This window comes from Polynucleobacter ibericus (assembly GCF_018687955.1).
Lineage (GTDB): Bacteria > Pseudomonadota > Gammaproteobacteria > Burkholderiales > Burkholderiaceae > Polynucleobacter > Polynucleobacter ibericus.
Genome location: NZ_CP061309.1, coordinates 1,657,697 through 1,673,711, shown reverse-complemented (window position 1 = coordinate 1,673,711; position 16,015 = coordinate 1,657,697). Strand labels below are relative to the sequence as shown.

At 44.7% G+C, this 16,015-nt stretch carries 16 protein-coding genes; 10 read left to right on the top strand and 6 right to left on the bottom strand.

Annotated features, from left to right (window positions below; all coding sequences use genetic code 11):
* Nucleotides 1-26 precede the first annotated feature (26 nt).
* The 3 genes from AOC20_RS08465 (at nt 27) to AOC20_RS08455 (ending at nt 3,902) form a co-directional block, all read left to right on the top strand.
* On the top strand, nt 27-2,111 hold the full coding sequence (locus AOC20_RS08465) for a tetratricopeptide repeat protein (RefSeq protein WP_215360230.1): 2,085 nt from the start codon (nt 27-29) through the stop codon (nt 2,109-2,111).
* Nucleotides 2,095-2,778 carry a glycosyltransferase gene (locus tag AOC20_RS08460; protein WP_215360228.1) on the top strand — a complete coding sequence of 228 codons (684 nt, stop codon included), beginning with the start codon at nt 2,095-2,097 and terminating at the stop codon, nt 2,776-2,778. Before AOC20_RS08465 ends, AOC20_RS08460 begins: the two co-directional genes overlap by 17 nt.
* 227 nt (nt 2,779-3,005) lie before the next feature.
* Nucleotides 3,006-3,902, top strand: a complete 897-nt coding sequence (locus AOC20_RS08455; RefSeq protein WP_215360226.1) for a glycosyltransferase family protein — start codon at nt 3,006-3,008, stop codon at nt 3,900-3,902.
* Between the two features lie 10 nt (nt 3,903-3,912).
* On the opposite strand, the gene moaC is transcribed toward AOC20_RS08455, so the two are convergent.
* Entirely contained in the window at nt 3,913-4,389 is a 477-nt protein-coding gene (moaC, locus tag AOC20_RS08450) for a cyclic pyranopterin monophosphate synthase MoaC (protein ID WP_215360224.1), read from the bottom strand.
* Nucleotides 4,390-4,412: 23 nt separating this feature from the next.
* Between moaC and AOC20_RS08445 the strand changes: the two genes are divergently transcribed.
* The gene (locus tag AOC20_RS08445; protein ID WP_215360222.1) at nt 4,413-6,113 is read left to right on the top strand and encodes a M48 family metalloprotease; all 1,701 of its coding nucleotides are present in this window, start codon (nt 4,413-4,415) and stop codon (nt 6,111-6,113) included.
* Here AOC20_RS08445 and AOC20_RS08440 read toward each other — a convergent pair.
* From AOC20_RS08440 to AOC20_RS08420, 5 genes are read right to left on the bottom strand one after another with little or no spacing between them, the layout of a single operon-like run.
* Nucleotides 6,110-6,730, bottom strand: coding sequence for a DUF2946 family protein (locus AOC20_RS08440; protein WP_215360220.1), 621 nt, complete (start codon nt 6,728-6,730; stop codon nt 6,110-6,112). The two genes, AOC20_RS08445 and AOC20_RS08440, sit on opposite strands and share 4 nt — an antisense overlap.
* Before the next feature lie 3 nt (nt 6,731-6,733).
* On the bottom strand, nt 6,734-7,168 hold the full coding sequence (locus AOC20_RS08435) for a nuclear transport factor 2 family protein (protein ID WP_215360218.1): 435 nt from the start codon (nt 7,166-7,168) through the stop codon (nt 6,734-6,736).
* Between the two features lie 17 nt (nt 7,169-7,185).
* Nucleotides 7,186-8,226 carry a lipopolysaccharide heptosyltransferase II gene (waaF, locus tag AOC20_RS08430; protein ID WP_215360216.1) on the bottom strand — a complete coding sequence of 347 codons (1,041 nt, stop codon included), beginning with the start codon at nt 8,224-8,226 and terminating at the stop codon, nt 7,186-7,188.
* A gap of 46 nt (nt 8,227-8,272) precedes the next feature.
* Nucleotides 8,273-8,461 (bottom strand): zinc-finger domain-containing protein, encoded by a 189-nt coding sequence (locus AOC20_RS08425; protein WP_215360214.1) that lies wholly within the window; start codon nt 8,459-8,461, stop codon nt 8,273-8,275.
* Between the two features lie 21 nt (nt 8,462-8,482).
* Complete coding sequence (locus AOC20_RS08420) at nt 8,483-9,406, bottom strand: branched-chain amino acid transaminase (protein ID WP_215360212.1); 924 nt, start codon at nt 9,404-9,406, stop codon at nt 8,483-8,485.
* Nucleotides 9,407-9,613: 207 nt separating this feature from the next.
* Between AOC20_RS08420 and AOC20_RS08415 the strand changes: the two genes are divergently transcribed.
* From AOC20_RS08415 to AOC20_RS08390, 6 genes are read left to right on the top strand one after another with little or no spacing between them, the layout of a single operon-like run.
* Nucleotides 9,614-10,825, top strand: coding sequence for a phosphoglycerate kinase (locus AOC20_RS08415; RefSeq protein WP_215360210.1), 1,212 nt, complete (start codon nt 9,614-9,616; stop codon nt 10,823-10,825).
* A gap of 2 nt (nt 10,826-10,827) precedes the next feature.
* Nucleotides 10,828-12,264 (top strand): pyruvate kinase, encoded by a 1,437-nt coding sequence (gene pyk, locus AOC20_RS08410; protein WP_215360207.1) that lies wholly within the window; start codon nt 10,828-10,830, stop codon nt 12,262-12,264.
* A 56-nt stretch (nt 12,265-12,320) separates the two neighbouring features.
* Nucleotides 12,321-13,385, top strand: a complete 1,065-nt coding sequence (gene fba, locus AOC20_RS08405) for a class II fructose-bisphosphate aldolase (RefSeq protein ID WP_215360205.1) — start codon at nt 12,321-12,323, stop codon at nt 13,383-13,385.
* Nucleotides 13,386-13,392: 7 nt separating this feature from the next.
* The gene (locus AOC20_RS08400) at nt 13,393-14,289 is read left to right on the top strand and encodes a phosphoribosylaminoimidazolesuccinocarboxamide synthase (RefSeq protein ID WP_215360203.1); all 897 of its coding nucleotides are present in this window, start codon (nt 13,393-13,395) and stop codon (nt 14,287-14,289) included.
* Between the two features lie 40 nt (nt 14,290-14,329).
* On the top strand, nt 14,330-14,824 hold the full coding sequence (purE, locus tag AOC20_RS08395) for a 5-(carboxyamino)imidazole ribonucleotide mutase (protein WP_215360201.1): 495 nt from the start codon (nt 14,330-14,332) through the stop codon (nt 14,822-14,824).
* Between the two features lie 4 nt (nt 14,825-14,828).
* A complete protein-coding gene (locus tag AOC20_RS08390; RefSeq protein ID WP_215360199.1) occupies nt 14,829-16,013 on the top strand; it encodes a 5-(carboxyamino)imidazole ribonucleotide synthase in 1,185 nt (394 codons plus the stop codon).
* Nucleotides 16,014-16,015: the final 2 nt, after the last annotated feature.

Sequence of the window (16,015 nt, the reverse complement as noted above, 5' to 3'; positions counted from 1 at the left end):
CTGCATCACTACATTAAAATAACACCATGAACCCTCAACTTCAATTAATGCTTCAACAAGCCATACAAGCTTTTCAGGGCGGTAATTTTGATAGCGCTGATTTAATTTTAAGAAGAGTTCTAAAGGTCGATTCAAAAAATCTCCCAGCACTACATATACTTGGCTTAATTAAAGCTTCGCAATCAAATTACAAGGAAGCGGCTGATTATTTAGCTAGGGCTGCTCGAATTCATCCTGACGATGCCTCCATACAGTACAACTTGGCGAAAGCTCTTGCAGATTCAGGAAATGATAAAGATGCCCTTGCGCATCATAAAAAGGCAGTTACTCTAGCCCCCAATAATCCGGAGGCATGGCTCAACTATGGTAAAACTGCGTCGAATTTGGCCCGCTATGAAGATGCTTTGCTTAGTTATAGCAATGCGCTGGGTTTAAAGCCCGATTATTTAGAGGCTTGGTTTAATAAAGGGGCGACCCTTCATGTACTTCGGCGTTATGACGAGGCCATTGCGCAGTACGATAAAGTCCTTAGCCTTAAGCCCGACCATTACCAGGCTTGGTTTAATAAGGGTGCTGATCTGCACGAGCTCAAACGTTATGAGGAGGCGATTGCTCATTACGATAAAGCCCTTAGTCTAAAGCCTGACTATCACGAAGTTTTGAGTAATAAAGGGGCGACCTTACATGCTCTTCAGCGTTATGAAGAGGCCATTATGCAATACGATAAAGTTCTTAGCCTTAAACCCGATCATCATGAAGCTTGGGCTAATAAAGGCATGGCTTTGAAGGAGCTTGAACGTTATGACGAGGCGACTACTCATTACGATAAAGCCCTTAGTCTAAAGCCCGACTATCACGAAGCTTGGTTTAACAAAGGGGTGACTCTGCATCAGCTAAAGTGTTATGACGAGGCGATTACTCATTACGATAAAGCCCTGAGTCTAAAGCCCGACTATCACGAAGCTTGGTCTAATAAAGGGGCAACTCTAAATGCATTGAAGCGATATGATGAAGCGATTTTTCATTACGATAAAGCCCTGAGTCTAAAGCCCGACTATTACGAAGCTTGGTTCAATAAGGGGACAGCTCTAAATGAAACAAAACATTATGACGAGGCGATTACTCATTACGATAAAGCCCTGAGTCTAAAGCCCGACTATCAGGAAGTTTGGGCCAACAAATCCCTATTGAACTTATTTCTTAAGAAATATCAGTCTGGATGGGCCGATTATGATTGGCGCTTAATGGCAAAAGATGCCAAATTTAAGAGGGCAATTGAGGACTTGGAAATATGGAATGGATCAAACTGCAAGCATTTGCTCGTATTCACGGAGCAAGGTGTTGGAGACATTATTTTTTATGCGTCAATACTGGGGATTGTTAAAAATAGGGCTGAAAATATTACGGTCTCCACAGATGCAAAGTTGCTGCCAATCCTATCTCGATCATTTCCCGAGATTACATTTATCGATAAGAATGCCCCATTAAATACTAATTTATATGACGCTCAGATACCACTTGCCACTCTTCCAGTGATATTTAATATGACTCCAGATATGAATGGCCGAAGAGTTCCATATCTTGAAGTTAACGATGAATTCACGAAAACACTCAAAAATAATTTTGACGCCATAAAAAAAATTAAGTGTGGTGTAGCATGGAAAAGCATAAACGAAAGGATTGGTAAGGATAAAAGTCTTTTACTTTCAGACTTAAATGAGATCTTTCAGGTTGATGGATGTGAATTTATAAATCTGCAGTATGGAGATACTCAGCAAGAAATACAGAGCTTAGAAAAGAACTTCGGTACTAAATTAACAACTATAGATGGTATTGATTTATTTAATGACATAGATGGCTTGCTTTCGATTATCCAAACCTGCGATCTTATAATCACCACCAGCAATGTAACCGCCCATTTAGCTGGGGCCCTGGGTAAAGCAGTCCTTTTATTAGTGCCTTATTCTACTGGGCGCATTTGGTATTGGCATGATGAAACTACAAGCAGCTGGTATCCGAGCATTACTTTATATTCTCAAAATCAAAATTTCGAATGGAATGATGCTATTAAAGCTATAGCCGCTAAATTAAAAAATGAAATCCTTAAATAAAATTAACTTAGTAGTTGGCTTTGATCAGAGAGAGGCTGTTGCATATCATGTTTTTTGCCAAACCATTATTGATCGAGCCACGTTGTCCGTTCAATTTCTTCCTCTAGCCGAAAATACCCTAAATAAATACAAAGAAGTGCACAAAGATGGTAGCAATAAGTTTATCTACTCTAGGTTTCTTACGCCATATTTAATGAATTATTCTGGGTGGGCAATATTTGCTGATGGTGATATGGTTTGTCAGGCAGATATTGCTGAGCTATGGTCTTTGAGAGATGAGACTAAGGCAGTTCAGGTTGTAAAACATGACTATAAAACTAAGGCTGCCAAAAAATACTTAGGCAATAAAAATGAAGATTACCCAAGAAAAAATTGGTCAAGCTTAATTCTATGGAACTGTGGACATCCAAAAAATGCCATCCTTACGCCAGAATTCATTCAAGGTCAGCCAGGATCATATTTACATCGATTTTCTTGGCTTGAGGATGAGTTAATCGGTGGACTTGTCGCGGAATGGAACTGGCTTGCGATTGAGTACCCAGAAAATCCGAATGCAAAGCTCATTCATTACACATTAGGCACTCCATGTTTTAAGGACTACGCTAATGAGCCGATGTCCGATGCATGGAAGAAAAGTTATGCAAGGATGAGTGAGGGGTTTGATTAGCTATAAATACGACCAAGTTTCAACTGAAAGTCTTGGCGTGAGTCTTTTGTAGCGACCCTGTTTTATGGCTGGCCGATTGACGCCGTATGATGGGTTGTATCCCCTGATTATCTTAGCTTAAGTTATACATACAATTTTATTTGGGAATTAAATTGACTAGCGTACATTTCTTGCTCCAAGCGTTCGATCAAGACTTGGAGTCCATTCTTAGTTCAAATCTAGCCAGTATGAGATTGCGCATTGGCCCTGCAATTAAAGGTCTAGTTGAACATGGTGAAAATGTAACTTTTGGTGAGGTTATTGTTAACCTCTCTGATAAGGTCGTAGTTACCAAAATTGGTGGCAATAATATCCAGACTCGACAAGTTCAGTGGCTTGAGCAAATCGAGCATGCAAAAAGATCTGGGGCCAAAATTTTTTTGGACTATACGGATCACCATCTTGGCTTTGAGTCAAGTATGTCAGACTTTTACCGAAATGTACTATGCATGGTTGATGTTGTCGTAACGTCCTCACGAATGATGAAGCAAAACCTGGCTAAATATTATTCTGGAAAAATTGAGTTAGTAGAAGATGCGATTGAGTGTCTTCCTCAAACTATAAAGCCAGTGAATAAACCAATTACTTTCTTGTGGTTTGGTCACGCATCTAATATTGAATATTTAATTTCTTTTATCAAGCTAGGCTTTAGGGCTGGAGATCAAATTAGATTAATTATCTTGTCCAATCAGGTTGGGTTAGAATATTTTTCAAAAGTTAAATTGATCTCAGAAGCTGAAATTCAAATTCAGCTTGCTATCTGGTCTCAAGAGGCTATGGTACATGCTTCAAAATTAGCTGATGCTTGTATTATTCCAATCAATAATGCTGATCTAAAGAAGAATGGCGCAAGCTCGAATAGATTAATTACAGCGCTTGCGCTTGGTTTGCCAGTGGCTGCCGGTGCCCTTGATAGCTATAAAGATTTTAAAAAATACTATGTTGATATTGATAGTGAAGAGTTTAGATCGCTCATTCAAGACCCTGCAATGTTTCATGATCAAGTAAAGCTTGCACAACTTGATGTCGTACCAAAGTATTCCATTCGGAATCTTTCGAGTAAGTGGGTGGAGCTACTTGCTTAAGTAAAGACTGCTAACCCTGCTTCCATTCCCCGCTCTTCCCACCACTCTTCTCAAGAAGCTTCACATCACCCATCACCATGCCGCGGTCAACAGCTTTACACATATCGTAGATTGTGAGGAGGGCAACTTGGACTGCGGTGAGGGCTTCCATTTCGACGCCGGTTGGACCTGTGGTTTCTGCTCTGACTTGGCAAGTAATGCTGCTGTCTTTGGAGTTGGTCTGGAATTCTAGACTCACATGAGTGAGTGCTAGCGGATGGCAGAGCGGAATTAGATCGGATGTTCTCTTGGAGGCTTGAATTCCAGCAATGCGGGCAATACCTAGGACATCCCCCTTTTTGTGGGTACCGGATTCAACCATTTTGAAGGTATCGGGAAGCATGGTGATCTTGCCGCTAGCAATAGCTATGCGATGAGTGTTAGGCTTATCACCAACGTTTACCATGTGGGCTTGCCCGCTGGCATCAAAATGAGTTAGTTTGTTCATGGGATAAGTTTTACCATATAGAGATGCAAGACATAAAGTCAGTTCCAAAAACCACATTTTTAAGCCGCACCTTGGCCGTTTGGCTGATGCTGGGGCTCGCTTGGTCTGGATTTCCTGCTCACGCTGCACCCCCTATTGGGGATGTCTCCGTGGAGGGCAATTCTGCTGCTCTCGAAAATATTGGTCGAGCCATGCAATCCCCTGATGCTCGTCCAGCGAATGCGCCAACACGAAGCTCTTTACGTAGCCAGCCAACAATCATCCTGCCTGATATGGGTGATCCAGGCGGTGATTCTCTTAGTCGAGTGGATGAACGTAAGTATGGCGAAATGATCATGCGTCAAATTCGACCTGATCCTGACTATTCCAATGATTTACCTCTTTATGACTTTTTAAATCAGATGGAGCGTCGTTTATTGCAGGCTGCCCGTAAGCTGCAATTAGGGGGCGCAAATGAACAAGGAAGCGGCGCCTATGATTTTGAAGTGTTTGCCGTTAAAGATAGCAGTATCAATGCGTTTGCATTACCGGGCGGTTTTATTGGCTTTCATACGGGCCTGATTGTGAGCGCTGAATCCGATTCTGAGGTGGCTTCAGTGATGGGGCATGAGACTGGTCATGTATTGCAGCGTCACCTAGCGCGTCAGATGGATAAGCAAACAACCAATATGATGATTGCATTGGCCGGTATTGTCTTGGGAGCCTTAGCAGCTTCACGCAATCCCTCTGCGGGCGCTGGTCTGATGCAAGGCGGTCAAGCTGCGGCGATTAATAATCAACTCTCTTATTCAAGAGATGCTGAGCGTGAGGCTGACCGAGTCGGTTTTCAGATATTGGATGCCAGTGGATACGACGTAAATGGAGCGCCAGGCTTTTTCCAGCGCCTACAAAAAGCGACTGGCATTATGGATAAAGGTGTGCCTACCTACGTGCGCACCCACCCTTTGACAACTGACCGTATTGCTGACATGCAAGATCGGGCGCGTACTGTACCTGCACGTAATGTGTCAAGTTCCGTTGAGTTTTATTTCATTAAAGCGCGAGCACGGATGGAGCAGGCAGGTAGCTCAAGTGGAATGTATGACTTAAAAAATACCTTTGATAGTTTGAGTAAGCAAGCACAAATTGGTAAACAGATGGAAGGTTTTTATGGCTTAGCACTGATTGCACAGCGCCAAGGGAAAATAGATCAGGCCGAATTTAACCTACAGCAAGCCCGTAACTTAGCTCAGAAAGCAAGTGCACCGGGATCGCCAATTCAGAGGCAAAGTTTGTCTTTGGATGTTACTGCTTCTGAACTTGCGCTTGCTAAAGGTAAGGGCGAAGAAGCTCTTCAAATTGCTCAGGCTACCTTACGTGCGTATCCGCAATCATATGCGGCTGGTGCCGCTATGATTAATGCTGAATTAAAACTAGGTCGTACTAATGAAGCCATCTCTTGGTTAAAGGCTCGCACAAGATCTCAGCCAAATGAAATTGTTTGGTGGAACTTGCTTTCTAAGGCCTACGATCAGGCTAAGAATGTACCTATGCGTCATTACGCGCTGGGTGAAAAATATGCGCTTGAAGGTGCTTGGCCTTCTGCAATTGAGCAACTTCGCATTGCCCGCTCTGCTGGCGGGGCTGACTTTTATCAAGGGTCTAGTATCGATGCGCGTCTCCGCGAGATGCAGCGTCAGTATCAAGATGAGCTCAAGGAGCAGGGTAAGCAAATGCCAGGCTAGGGCTGCGGTTTTGCTCTGAAGTTAAAGCGAGAGGCTAGTTCTTCAGAATGAATAGGATCTAAAGGTAGTGATTTTTCTTGCCAAACCCAAGAACCCCCAAAACTGCATGCTTCCTCGCGCAGCTTAGCTAACTCAGAAAAATGATCCAGATCGTGATCATGTAAGAGGGCAATGGTTTGACAATCGCTTTTAATAAATTGATTGTTGTCATGGTTACTGCTATTACAAACAATGTGATCTACCTTGCCGATAATATAAATATTGCCCTTCTCATCGCTAAGCGCGGCGGTGGGCTCCATTGGTTGATGGCATTGATTCATGAAATTTTGACCATGGTCGCTCGGAGTGATTCTGACTATCCAAGGGGTAATATCCAAAGTAATAAAAACACGTTGCGGCCCGTTTTGAAAAAAGTATCTACCGAGTTCATCGCAGGCATAGTTACGTGCAATAAATTCATTGAGGGCTGCATGTTGAATCACATTGCCTGGGAGATTATTTTTTTGTGTGAACTCATCTCGCATGCGCCATTGACCGCGACGATCTAAAGCAAGCCAACCAAAGCAATCAGGCACATTTGGCCACTTCACGAGTGACCGTAGTACTTGATCATCCATTGATTAATGCAAACCGTGCGGGGTTGCGGGGGCGTCGAAGGTGTCTTCTGTGGAGTGGCTCGCATGCAGGTGGGCAATGCGCCAGCCCTGACTATCTTGCAGTAGTACGAGCGTGATATTGAGAAAAAATTCTGCCTCTACTTGGTCGGCTCTGAGGTGAACTGCTTCAGTGGTGTCATATACGGCCGCACCTAAAACGGAGTGGCTAATGCAGGCAATCGGTTCTAAAAATAGAGGTTGTTTGGAAAGAAGTCTTTCTAAGCCTTCCCGAATTTCTGCATGACCAGTTAGGCGATGACCCTCTGGGAGGACGCAAGTAATAGCATCATCGTCTAACCAAATATCCAGAGCGCTTTGAACGTCGCGATGTCTGAGAGCATCTCGCCATGCTTCTACTACATCATCTGCATTATGAAAGAGTCTGGCAAGTTTGGTCATGGCTTACTGTTCCTGGGTTAAGGCTGGAGTGTATTCAGTGTAGCGAATACTTGTTCCGATTGGATGTCATTTAAGCACTTAAGATGACCTAGAGGGCATGCTCTTTTATGACATGGGCTACATGGCAGGTTTAGCCAAATGACCTTTGCTTTGTCAGATAGAGGGGGCGTGTGAGCCGGATCACTTGAGCCAAAAATAGCCACCTGAGGAATTGCGAGGGCTGCAGCAATATGCATTAATCCTGAGTCATTACTGATCACTGCCTTACTCATGCCAATTAGTGCAATTGCTTCGTCCAGGGAGGTCTCGCCGCACCAGTTATGGATATGACTATCCTGATTTGCCTTAGATTGAATTTCTTGTGCAAGCACATGATCACCTTTGCTGCCCAACAGAATGATTTGCTTAGTTGGGTTGTCGGCAATTAATCGCTGTGCCAGTTGCGCAAAGTGACTGGTTGGCCAGCGCTTGGTTGATCCATATTCAGCGCCGGGACACATGATGTAAATATTGCCGGTATCAATCTTGGTATTTTGTAGCTTAGCCTGAACAGACTTGTTTGCTGCATTAGAAACATTTAATTGGGGGATGCGTTCTTTATTTGATGCAGAGGCCGACTCTTCCTTAAGAAGTTGACCTAATGCAAGATAGTGCTCGACCATAGGTGGGCGATTAAATTTACTTGGGTTATCTAGCGCTAAGTTAATAAAACCAAAACGTAACTCGCCGCGATAGCCAATCCGAAAGGGAATATTGGCAAGCCAGGGTATGAGTGCAGACTTAAAACTATTGGGCAATATAAAACAGGCTTGATATTTTTTAGTCGAAAGTTCTTTAGCAAGCTTTTTTCGCAAACCCCACTGCAATTGCTTATGCTCAAACTTTGCTTCGATGACTTCGTGAATTTCTGAGCAGGCTCTATAAATGGGCGCCACCCAAGTGCTGGCAAGTACATCGATTTTAGATTCTGGAAATTGCTCTTTGAGGTTTGCCAATAAAGGCTGAGTCATTACCGCATCCCCAATCCAGTTTGGGGCAATGATCAGAATACTGTGCATGTAATGTATCCCGATTCAGCACCTCATGGTGAGGTGCTGATAAGACTTAGTGACCGTGCGGCTCTGTGCCGGGAATGAGTTTGTACTCTGCGCCACAGTAAGGGCACTTGGCTTCGCCGGTTTTAGTGATATCTAGAAAAACGCGCGGGTGCGAATTCCATGCGGGAGTTTTGTTGGTAGGGCAATGTAGAGGTAAATCTTTACCATCTACCATTACCACTTGAGCTTGAGTCATGTGCTGTTTCCTAATTGCAAATTACTTAACGTAAGTGAGCCAAGATTTGTACTGATCATTTCTGCCATACACCGCATCGAAATAGGTCTTCTGAATTTTCTCGGTGATTGGTCCGCGCTTGCCATCACCAATCGTGCGATCGTCCAACTCCCGAATTGGAGTAACTTCAGCAGCTGTGCCGGTAAAGAATGCTTCATCAGCAGAATAAACTTCGTCGCGAGTAATGCGTTTTTCACGAACTTCATAACCGAGGTCTTTAGCAATCTGAATTACAGAATCACGTGTGATGCCATCTAAGCATGAAGCAAGGTCTGGTGTATACACAATCCCATTGCGAACCATAAATAGATTTTCGCCAGAGCCTTCAGAAACATAGCCTTCGGTATCGAGCAATAAAGCTTCGTCATATCCATTGGCGGTTACTTCTTGATTAGCCAAAATGGAGTTGATGTAGTAGCCAGAGGCCTTGGCACGCACTAACGAGGAATTTACAAAGTGGCGTGTAAATGAGGAGGTTTTAACCCGAATGCCCTTATTTAAGCCATCTTCGCCCAAATAGGCACCCCATTCCCAGGCTGCAATTGAGGTATGAATACTGTTGCCCTTAGGGGATATCCCAAGCTTTTGGGAGCCAATAAAGATAATTGGGCGGATATAGCAGGCTTCCAGCTTATTGCTGTTTACCACGTCAATAATGCCCTTGCTGATCTCTTCTGGGGTGAAGGGCATGTTCATTTGGAAGATCTTGGTGCCGTTAAAGAGGCGCTTTACGTGCTCTGGGAGGCGGAAAACGGCCGTTCCCTGAGGTGTTTTATAGGCTCGGATGCCCTCAAAAACGCCCATTCCATAATGTAGGCTATGCGTTAACACGTGAACATTGGCTTCACGCCAAGGAATTAGCTTCCCATCAGTCCAAATAAAGCCATCGCGGTCGGACATCGACATTTTTTCTACCTTTTGTGTCTGTTAAGTATCTTTAAAAGCGGTTTTAGCAGGTTACTGGGCTGACAGGACATACTCCCTCGGCCCAGAAAGTATTTAAGTCCTTATTGTAGAGCAGGCAGACCAGTCTGTCGGCTCAGAACCTCGGGCGGATAGGCTAGAGCATTTAGAATGGAATATTCCCCATAAACCACTAATTTACCCAAACTCATGCCGGAATCCTTATTTCAAGTTAAGCGTCTAAGCGAATTAGCCCAATCAGGTCAATTAAAGGGTAAGCGGGTGTTTATTCGCGCCGACCTGAATGTTCCACAAGATGAGGCTGGAAACATTACTGAAGACACTCGCATCCGGGCATCTATGCCGGCGGTGCAGATGTGTTTGGATGCAGGGGCTGCTGTGATGGTGACTTCCCATTTAGGGCGTCCAACAGAAGGGGAATTTAAACCTGAATATAGTTTGGCGCCGGTAGCAGATCGGATTGCCAATTTATTAAACCGTAAGGTTCCTTTAATTAGCAATTGGGTTAATGGCGGCTTTGAAGTCAATCCAGGCGAGTTGGTATTACTGGAAAACTGTCGCCTGAATGTGGGTGAAAAAAAGAATAATGATGAGTTAGCAAAAAAGATTGCTGCTTTGTGTGATGTGTATGTCAACGATGCATTTGGAACAGCACATCGTGCTGAAGCAACTACTCATGGAGTAGCAAAATTTGCGCCTGTTGCATGTGCTGGACCTTTGATGGCTGCTGAATTGGATGCGCTGAGTCGTGCATTAGCAAGTCCTAAACGCCCTTTGGTGGCCATTGTTGCGGGCTCTAAAGTGTCATCGAAGTTGACGATTCTGAAGGCGCTTTCTGAAAAAGTAGACGAACTCATTGTTGGTGGCGGCATTGCTAACACCTTCATGTTAGCCAAAGGTTTGCCAATTGGTAAATCGTTGGCTGAGCCTGATTTGGTTGATGAGGCTAGAGAAATTATGGAGATCATGGAAAAGCGTGGCGCTCATGTACCCATTCCAGAAGACGTTGTTGTCGCGAATGACTTATCTCCATTAGCCCGCGCAAACCGCGTACCTGCAGATCAGGTTGCAGAAGATGACATGATTTTGGATATTGGCCCGAAGACCGCTGCGCGTTTATCAATCATGCTCGCTCATGCTGGCACGATTGTTTGGAACGGCCCATTGGGCGTATTTGAAATCGATCAATTTGGTGGTGGCACCAAAATGCTAGCTGCAGCTATTGCGCACTCACCGGCATTTTCAATTGCTGGCGGTGGCGATACTTTGGCGGCGATTGCCAAGTACGGCATTGAGAATCAAGTGGATTACATCTCTACTGGCGGTGGCGCCTTCTTAGAATTCTTAGAAGGCAAAACTTTGCCAGCCTTTGCAGTACTTGCTGAAAGAGCGAAAGACTAAATATGTTGAGAGCAACAAAGATCATTGCAACCTTAGGGCCAGCCTCTGAAAAGCCTGAAGTCTTGCGTGACATGATTCGTGCTGGCGTGGATGTGGTGCGAATGAACTTCTCACACGGCACTGTTGCCGACCATAAAGCGCGTCATGATTTGGTGCGCACTATCTCCGCTGAAGCTGGTAAAGAGGTTGGCATCATGGCTGACTTACAAGGCCCTAAAATTCGGGTTGGTAAATTTGTGGATAGCAAAATTCTTCTTAAGGAAGGGGATAAATTTACCTTGGATGTAGCTTGTGAACTTGGAGATCAAGCCAAAGTAGGCCTTGATTACAAAGAGCTGCCAGGTGATGTGAACCCCGGTGATCGCCTTCTGTTAAACGATGGTTTAGTTGTTCTCACGGTAGATAGCGTTAAGGGTGGTGAGATTTTCACCATCGTTGAGCAAGGCGGACCTCTATCCAACAACAAAGGCATCAATCGTGCTGGCGGCGGTTTAACTGCTCCCGCACTGACTGAAAAAGATATTGCAGACTTAGATGCGGCGATTGCCATGGGCGTCGATTTTTTGGCAATTAGTTTTCCTAAAGATGGTGCCGACATGGCTTATGCCCGTAAGTTGGCTGATGCCGCTAGCGCGAAATATGGCGTAGGAAAAGTGAGAACGATTGCTAAGGTAGAGCGTGCTGAGGCGATTGAGTCAGAAGCACTCAAAAGCATTATTGCTGAGAGCGACGGCATTATGGTTGCACGCGGAGACCTTGCGATCGAAGTTGGCAACGCAGCTGTTCCTGCTTTACAAAAACGCATGATTAAGTGGGCACGTGAGGCGGATAAATTTACGATTACCGCCACGCAAATGATGGAGTCCATGATCAATGCTCCAGTTCCAACACGCGCAGAAGTCAGTGACGTTGCTAATGCGGTATTGGATGGTACCGACGCTGTCATGTTATCTGCTGAGTCTGCTGCGGGTATGTATCCGGTTCAGACTATCAAAGCCATGGCGGAGATCTGCGTTGAAGCAGAAAAGTCAGACCCCGTGAAATTGGATACCGATTTTCTGGATCAAACATTTGCGCGTATTGATCAAACGATTGCTTTAGGGGCTTTATTTACAGCCCATCACTTGCATGCCAATGCGATTGCAGCTCTAACAGATTCGGGCTCTACTGCAATTTGGATGAGCCGTCACAATATTCACGTTCCCATTTTTGCTTTGACTTCAAAGCTTGCCACCCAGCGTGCCCTGAGTACCTATCGTAATGTCACTCCGATCGGCTTGGATTACACCAAAGATCGCGATACTGCACTTCAAGAGGTTGAGGCATGTTTGAAAAAAGTAGGCGCAGTCAAGGCTGGCGATACAGTGGTATTGACTTCTGGGGAGCCAATGGGTGAGCCTGGTGGAACGAATACCCTCAAGATTATTCATGTGAAGTAATTCACTATGAACTCAGATCTATTTTTAACCTTATTACTATTTATTAAGAGAACATCATGGCTTTAGTATCTTTAAGACAACTCTTGGATCATGCTGCTGAAAATGGTTACGGCCTGCCAGCATTTAACGTGAATAACTTAGAGCAAGTCACAGCAATTATGGAAGCGGCAAACGAGGCGGATTCTCCAGTAATCATGCAGGCTTCTGCTGGCGCGCGTAAGTATGCTGGCGAAGCGTTCTTACGCCACCTGATTTCTGCTGCAGTTGAGGCTTATCCACACATTCCGGTAGTGATGCATCAAGATCATGGTCAAAGCCCAGCTGTTTGTATGGCTGCGATTAAGAGTGGTTTTACCAGTGTGATGATGGATGGTTCCTTGGAGGCTGATGGTAAATCGGTTGCTAGCTATGAGTACAACGTAGACGTATCCAAAGAGGTGGTAAAGTTCTCCCACTCCATTGGAGTTACGGTTGAAGCTGAGTTAGGTGTATTGGGCTCACTTGAGACTATGCAGGGCGACAAAGAGGATGGTCATGGTGCTGATGGCAAAATGACTCGCGAACAATTATTGACTGACGTGGAACAAGCGGCTGATTTTGTCAAGGCAACTCAGTGCGATGCACTGGCGATTGCAATTGGTACCAGCCATGGCGCATATAAATTTACGAAGAAGCCTACAGGCGACATCCTAGCCATCGATCGTATTAAAGAAATCCATGCGCGCATTCCAAATACTCACTTGGTGATGCATGGCTCCTCTAGTGTTCCTCAAGAATTGCTTGCCGAGATTCGTGAATTCGGTGGGGATATGAAAGAGACTTACGGTGTTCCTGTTGAAGAAATTCAAGAGGGCATCAAGAATGGTGTACGTAAGATCAATATCGATACCGATATCCGTTTAGCAATGACTGGTGCGATCCGTCGTTACTTTATTGAGAATCCAACCAAGTTTGATCCCCGGGATTACTTGAAGCCAGCCCGTGAGGCCGCTAAGAAAGTATGTATTGCCCGCTTCCAAGCTTTTGGCTCTGCTGGTCAAGCCTCCAAAATTAAGCCCATTTCTTTAGAGAAGATGGCTGAGTTATATAAGAGCGGCAAATTAACTCAAATTGTGAAGTGATTTAACTATGCCTGCTTTGTACGCTACCTCGATTAAGTCTTTGCCTTTACTATCTAAAGGCAAGGTACGCGATGTCTATGCTTTAGATGACGACAAGTTACTCATGATTACGACTGACCGCCTCTCTGCATTTGATGTGGTGATGGGCGAGCCCATTCCTGAAAAAGGCATTGTCTTAAATCAAATGGCAAATTTTTGGTTTGATAAATTGGCATCTGTCATTCCTAATCATCTAACTGGTATTGATCCTGCTTCGGTAGTAACTCCCGATGAGGTGGATCAAGTAAAAGGACGTGCTGTAGTAGCTAAGCGCTTGAAGCCAATATTAGTTGAGGCGGTAGTGCGCGGCTATCTGGCTGGTAGCGGTTGGAAAGACTACAAAGAAACTGGCAAGGTGTGCGGCATTGCTCTGCCGGAAGGTCTAGAGAATGCACAAAAATTACCAGAGCCTATTTTTACACCTGCTGCCAAGGCTGAAATGGGTGAGCATGACGAAAATATCTCTTTTGAAAAAGTAATTGAAATGATTGGTGAAAAGTTAGCCAATCAAATCCGCGAAGTGAGTATTCGTTTATATAAAGAAGCTTCAGAATATGCAGCCACTCGTGGGATCATCATTGCCGATACTAAATTTGAATTTGGTTTAGACGCTAATGGGCAATTGGTGTTGATGGATGAGATCCTCACAGCAGACTCTTCTCGCTTCTGGCCGGCAGAGACCTATTATGTAGGCTCAAATCCACCTTCCTACGACAAGCAGTTTGTCCGTGATTGGCTTGAAACGGCCGAGGTAAACGGGAAGCTATGGCCTAAAACAGCCCCTGCACCACAATTACCAGCTGATGTGATTGAAAAAACTGCCCAAAAATATCGCGAAGCACTGACACGCCTAACTCAGGGATAATAGAGTCCTTAGAGAATATTAAAAGTATTTGGAGAGGTAAATGAGCAAGAAGCCAATCGTCGGAATAGTCATGGGATCCAATTCAGATTGGGACACCATGCAGCATGCCGCTCAAATGCTCGAGCAATTTGGTATTGCTCACGAAGCCAAAGTACTCTCCGCACACCGCATGCCAGATGACATGTTTCAGTACGCTGAAAAAGCACAAATCAATGGTTTGCAAGCCATTATTGCTGGCGCAGGTGGCGCAGCCCATTTGCCAGGTATGTTGGCGTCCAAGACTATTGTTCCAGTGTATGGCGTTCCTGTTGCCAGCAAGTATTTGCGTGGCGAAGATTCTCTTTACTCTATTGTGCAAATGCCTAAAGGCATTCCAGTTGCCACTTTTGCAATTGGTGAGGCTGGTGCAGCCAATGCCGCTTTGCATGTCATTGCTGGTTTAGCATTACATGACGCTGATTTAGCGAAGCGTTTAGAAGATTTCCGTGCGAAGCAGTCTGATACCGCACGTTCAATGAATTTGCCGGGATATTAATTACATGGCAGATCGCATGGAACCCATCTTACCGGGTTCATATTTAGGAATATTAGGTGGCGGTCAACTAGGTCGGATGTTTACTCAGGCTGCTCAAGCGATGGGGTATAAAGTTTGCGTACTTGATCCAGGCTCGGATAGTCCTGCAGGCTCTATTGCCGAAAAATTTATTCAAGCCGAATACACTGATAGTGCTGCTTTAAAAGAGATGGCTGCTTTGTGCACATCTGTCAGTACTGAATTTGAAAATGTTTCCGCGCAAGCGCTTGATGAGTTAGAGGCTTTAGGTGTCTTTGTCGCACCACGTAGTAGTTGCGTTTCTTTAGCGCAGAATCGGGTAGCTGAGAAAAAATTTCTGGCAACCTGGAAAACTGAGACGAACATTGGCCCAGCTCCCTATGCAGTCCTGGAGCATGATGCTGATATTGCTCATCTTCCAACAGATTTATTCCCTGGAATTCTAAAGACTGCCCGTATGGGTTATGACGGTAAAGGTCAAATTACCGTTTACACGGTTGCTGATTTACCAGCGGCTTGGGCGGAACTAAGTAAAGTTCCTTGCGTCCTTGAAAAACGCATGGAGTTAGATTTTGAAGTATCAGCACTTGTTGTTCGTGGATATGATGATGCGGTGGTGGCTTACCCCGTTTCTCAAAATATTCATCGCGATGGTATTTTGCATACCTCTACTGTTCCAGCTCCATCATTAAAGCCTGCCCAAGAGAAGAAAATTATTGATGCAGCTAAAGCGCTGATTCGGAAGATTGATTATGTTGGCGTTCTTTGTGTTGAATTCTTTGTTCTGAAGAGTGGTGATATTGTTGCTAATGAAATTGCACCACGTCCACACAACTCTGGTCACTACACCATGGATGCTTGTGTCAGCAGTCAGTTTGAGCAACAAGTAAGAGCAATGGCAAGGTTGCCTTTGGGTGATACGCGCCTGCTTGCGCCTGTATCGATGCTCAATTTATTAGGCGATCTCTGGTTTGAAGGCAGCGAAGATAAAGCCCGTGAACCTGCATGGAATAAAGTTCTTGCTCATCCTGATGCAAAGCTACATCTATATGGAAAATCTGAGCCACGCATTGGTAGAAAAATGGGGCATATCAATTGTCTGGGCGAAGCACTTAATGAGGCTCGCCAAAATTGCGCAGCCGTTGCTACTGAATTAGGGATCGAGCCCTAGAA